Below are 4,135 nucleotides of genomic sequence, written 5' to 3' on the forward strand. Positions count from 1 at the left end.
CGCGCGGGCGGCCTTCAGGTGCGCTTCCGTGACATCCTGCGAAAACGCCGGCGACGAGAAGGCGAAAACGGCCGAGGCCGCCAGAAGGACGGAAAGGCTGCGAACCCGGTTATGCAACGTCATGATCGGTAGAACTCCCTGGTTTTCGGGCGGCATGGACGGTTTGGATACCGTCGCCGCCGGCGATGATGGCCGCTGAAGCCAGCCCGATGAAAAGACCATGCTCGACCACGCCCGGAATGGCGTGGAGAGCATTCGAAAGCGCTCTTGTATCCGGAATGCGGCCAAAAGATGCATCGAGGATAAAATGGCCGCCGTCTGTAACAAAAGCCTGCCCGCCCGTCATCCTCAATGTGACCGGTCCGGAAAGACCGAGCTTTTCAGCCGCCGCGGCAACCGCGATTTCAGTGGCGCGCAGGCCGAACGGATTGACTTCGATCGGCAGGGGAAAACGGCCGAGCGTCTCGACCATCTTGGAGCGGTCGGCGATGACGATCATGCGCTGGGACGCCGCGGCGACGATCTTCTCGCGCAGCAGCGCGCCGCCGCCGCCCTTGACCAGGGTCAGTTCCGGGTCGACTTCGTCGGCGCCGTCGACGGTGAGATCCAGCTCTGGCGTTTCCTCCAGCGTCGACAGCGGCACGCCAAGCTCGCGGCAGAGCAACGCGGTGCGCTCCGAAGTCGGTACGCCGATGACGGTCATGCCGGTTGCAACCTTTTCGGCAAGCAGCCGCACGAACTCCTCGGCCGTGGTGCCGGTGCCGATGCCAAGCCGCATGCCGTCGCTTACATGGGCGAGTGCTGCCCGCGCGGCTTCGACCTTCAACTGCCTTGCATCCATGTCGGTTATTGCCCCGGAAATTCGCTGCCGGGCTCGTAGCATTTTTGCCGGTCCGGTCAAAGCCCTGGACGGCGCTTCTCCAGGTGATGCTCAGTGTAGGAATTATTTCCTTGACGGGTGAGTGCAGCTATGCTACATTTTTGCCTATGGTGCTGATTTGCGCCAACAACCCGCCGTCGAAGCGGGTTTTTTCATATCGGACGGGCCCGCTGCGAATGCCCGGCCTGATAAGCAGGCCCCGCCTGAACGAGCTGGCCCAGCGCTTGCCTTGACGCGCCGCAGCCTTTATCGCCTGCCCCTGTAGAAACTTGCCCCAGGACAGACCATGACCCGACCGATCATCGTGTTCGACCTCGACGGTACGCTGATCGACACAGCGCCGGACCTGCTCGACAGCCTCAACCACAGCCTGGCCGCCAGCGAGATCGCGGCGGTCGACGAAGCCGGCTTCAGGCGCTTTGTCGGTCACGGCGGCCGGGTGATGATCGAGCGGGCGCACGCCGCCCATCAGCGATCGCTTGCCGTCGAGGAGCACGACCGGCTGCTGAAACTTTTCCTCGACCACTACACGCTCAACATCCCCGGCAAGTCACGCCCCTACCCCGGTGTCGTCGAGGCGATCGCGCGCTTCGAGGAGGCCGGCTATACCCTCGCCATCTGCACCAACAAATACGAAGCCAACTCGCTGGCGCTGATCGAGGCGCTCGGCCTGACCAAACATTTCGCGGCCATCGCGGGCCAGGACACGTTCGCCTTCCGCAAACCCGACCCGCGCCATTTGATCGAGACCATAAAGCTGGCCGGCGGCGACCCTCACCGCGCCCTGATGGTCGGCGATTCGCAAACCGACATCGACACGGCGAAAGCCGCCGGCATTCCGGTGGTGGCGGTCGATTTCGGCTACACCGACCGCCATGTGCGCGAATTCGAACCGTCGGCTGTCATTTCGCATTTCGACGCCCTGACGCTCGACCTGGCGCAAAGGCTGATTGCCGCTGCCGGAAACTGACTGGAAGGCGGCCGGAGACAGGGCGCAAAGCACAGCAAAACCGATCCGTGTCAGAACGCCGGACAGCGCCTTGACTTCCCGCACCCGCCTCCCTTATATCGCGGCTCGCTTGGCCTTCGGGCAACGAGCGGGCGATTAGCTCAGCGGGAGAGCACACCCTTCACACGGGTGGGGTCGCAGGTTCAATCCCTGCATCGCCCACCATCGGCCTTCCTGAACGCCGCACCCCAAAATGCCTAGCAACTACACCCCGCCCCTTGCCCGCCAAAAATTCTTCTGGGCGAATTCCACGCGCTGCTGTAGCTCGCATATCTCTGGAACGGGCAGACGTCGGAGCCGTTTTGGACCTTCATCTGTTCGCGATCCCAAAACGACACCCTCGATGCGGTCGTCGGCGCAAAAGACCGTATAGCGTTGTTCCGGCTCAGCGCTCGGGCTTGCTCCATGGGCCGGGCTTCATCGAGCGCCACTTGCCCGACAGGTCGCTGACCGCTTCGTCCGTTAGCCAAAGATGCGTAGTCGCAGCAATGGAAGGCGGCGAGATAGTCGCCGCGCATGAACTCCTGTCGATGGGGCCAAACTCTGCCCTACGCCGGTCGAGCCGCGATCAGCGCTTCATCGCGTGCAGGATGGCCTGCATGTGCTCTTCCAGGTCGAGTTCGCCCCGAGCCTCGGCGGTCAACAGGTAATCGGCCTTGGCCCGGCGGTCGCCTCGGCTGATCGCAGGATAGGAGCAGATGGCAAGCAATGCTTCCTGTTCAATCCGGTCTGCCCTCTTGCGATCGTGGCTGCTGCTGCCCGCTTGATGAACAACCCTGTGAAGCCCGACATAGCTGGCTTCATGGGCTCCGATCAGCGCCCGCAATTCGGGTGAGGCCCCTTCCGCTTCGGCAAATGTCGGTTCAACAACCGAGGCCACGGCGGTGAACGCAAGAAGTGTACGGCGTGTGATTTCGGGCATGCCTCATATCCCTGCTGTCTGATCATGCAGGCACACCATAGCACCGGCGCAACGGTTCGAAGAGATGCTCCTGGACGCGACCGCACTGTCTGCTGACAAAATGTACTCGCTCCCGTAGCTCGCCCGCCCAGCAGCCAGTGTGGCCTTAAGTCGCAAGGATTGGCTTGCGAAAGCGGGGTTTCGGCCTTCATTGACGCTGCGATCGACACCATATGGTGATCCACAGCCCTCCAAACGAGAGAAGCTCGCTTGACGCGGTCGCATAGCGGCCGTCAGCCGGCAATGGCTATGAACCAGGAACCTGAAAAACCATGCCTGAAAATGTCAGACCAATTTCGAAAGACGTCCCCCTCATTCAGCTAGGCGTCTATCAGTGCCGCTTCCCGGTAAGCGAAGACCGGTCGGTACCCGGCGGTTATCGTTTTTGTGCCGGGCCAACTTCGGCGGATCGCGTCTATTGCGATCACCACCACAGCATCGTGACCGCCGTCGACCCTCGCCGAACCCGTTCAGGTCTCCACCCCGCTCAACGACGCGCCGCGTAAGTCAAGCGGGCAGCGGCCCCTCGTTCGGGCAGCTGCAAACCGGTGGACTGAATCGGCACGCATTCCACCCGCGGAACAAACCGGTACGCCAGCGAGTTTCTCCCCGACGAAACTTGAGGGAAAGCCATGTCCAGATTTCTGCTGGCGACCAGCGTCGCCGTTCTTTTCGCCGTCGCGCCGGCCTTGGCCGCGGACGACAAGCCGCTGCCGCCGCCCAATGCCAAGAAGCTGTCGGAGATCATCGCCAAGGTCGAGCAGCGCGACGGCTTTCGCTATGTGGACGAGGTCGACTGGGACAGCGGCGCCTACACCGTCACCTATTACACGGCGGACAAGGCGAAGGTCGAAATCACCTACGATCCTGTGACGGCGGAGCCGAAATAGGGACGCTCCGACGCGAATTCGTTCTCGGCTGCGTCACAGGCTCCCGGCGCCAACTTCGGCGATCGCCCTGGCGCGGGCGCCTCCCCTTGCGTCAGTCGTGCTTTGATGGCTGACTGTCGTTTCCTGGAATAGCTCCGGGCGCCGCATTGGGGGATGGGGATGGCGACGGCAAAGCACGTGATGAAGCGCATATTGATGATGTTGGCCGGCTACTTCGTATCGGTGCTGGTCGGCCTGATCGCCGTGGCGGTGATCTATGGCGTGCTCAGTTCCTTGCCCAATGCGCCCAACTATTTCGACGTCATGGGTGTTTCGCCGATCGCGGTGCTGCTGGTGCCGCCGCTCGGCATGTTCGTCTATTTCCTGACGATCGTGGTGACCGCGCTGCAAACGTT

At 62.3% G+C, this 4,135-nt stretch carries 4 protein-coding genes, 1 tRNA gene and 1 pseudogene; 4 read left to right on the forward strand and 2 right to left on the reverse strand.

The window, feature by feature from the left end:
- Window positions 1–109: 109 nt before the first annotated feature.
- Window positions 110–841: a ribose-5-phosphate isomerase RpiA gene (rpiA, locus tag EN969_RS19605; RefSeq protein WP_027036598.1), complete on the reverse strand. Its 732-nt coding sequence runs from the start codon at window positions 839–841 to the stop codon at window positions 110–112.
- Window positions 842–1,166: 325 nt separating this feature from the next.
- On the opposite strand from rpiA, the gene EN969_RS19610 reads away from it, so the two are divergent.
- Window positions 1,167–1,850, forward strand: a complete 684-nt coding sequence (locus tag EN969_RS19610; protein ID WP_063167998.1) for a phosphoglycolate phosphatase — start codon at window positions 1,167–1,169, stop codon at window positions 1,848–1,850.
- Window positions 1,851–1,979: 129 nt separating this feature from the next.
- Window positions 1,980–2,054 (forward strand) — tRNA-Val (locus EN969_RS19615).
- A gap of 403 nt (window positions 2,055–2,457) precedes the next feature.
- Here EN969_RS19615 and EN969_RS19620 read toward each other — a convergent pair.
- On the reverse strand, window positions 2,458–2,811 hold the full coding sequence (locus tag EN969_RS19620) for a hypothetical protein (protein ID WP_013531688.1): 354 nt from the start codon (window positions 2,809–2,811) through the stop codon (window positions 2,458–2,460).
- A 671-nt stretch (window positions 2,812–3,482) separates the two neighbouring features.
- Between EN969_RS19620 and EN969_RS19630 the strand changes: the two genes are divergently transcribed.
- Together EN969_RS19630 and EN969_RS19635 are read left to right on the forward strand one after the other, a co-directional pair.
- A complete protein-coding gene (locus EN969_RS19630) occupies window positions 3,483–3,740 on the forward strand; it encodes a PepSY domain-containing protein (protein ID WP_013531689.1) in 258 nt (85 codons plus the stop codon).
- Between the two features lie 153 nt (window positions 3,741–3,893).
- A pseudogene (locus tag EN969_RS19635) lies at window positions 3,894–4,135 on the forward strand (hypothetical protein); the annotation flags it as partial.

Source organism: Mesorhizobium sp. M7A.F.Ca.CA.003.01.2.1 (assembly GCF_003998945.1).
Taxonomy (GTDB): Bacteria; Pseudomonadota; Alphaproteobacteria; order Rhizobiales; family Rhizobiaceae; genus Mesorhizobium; species Mesorhizobium ciceri.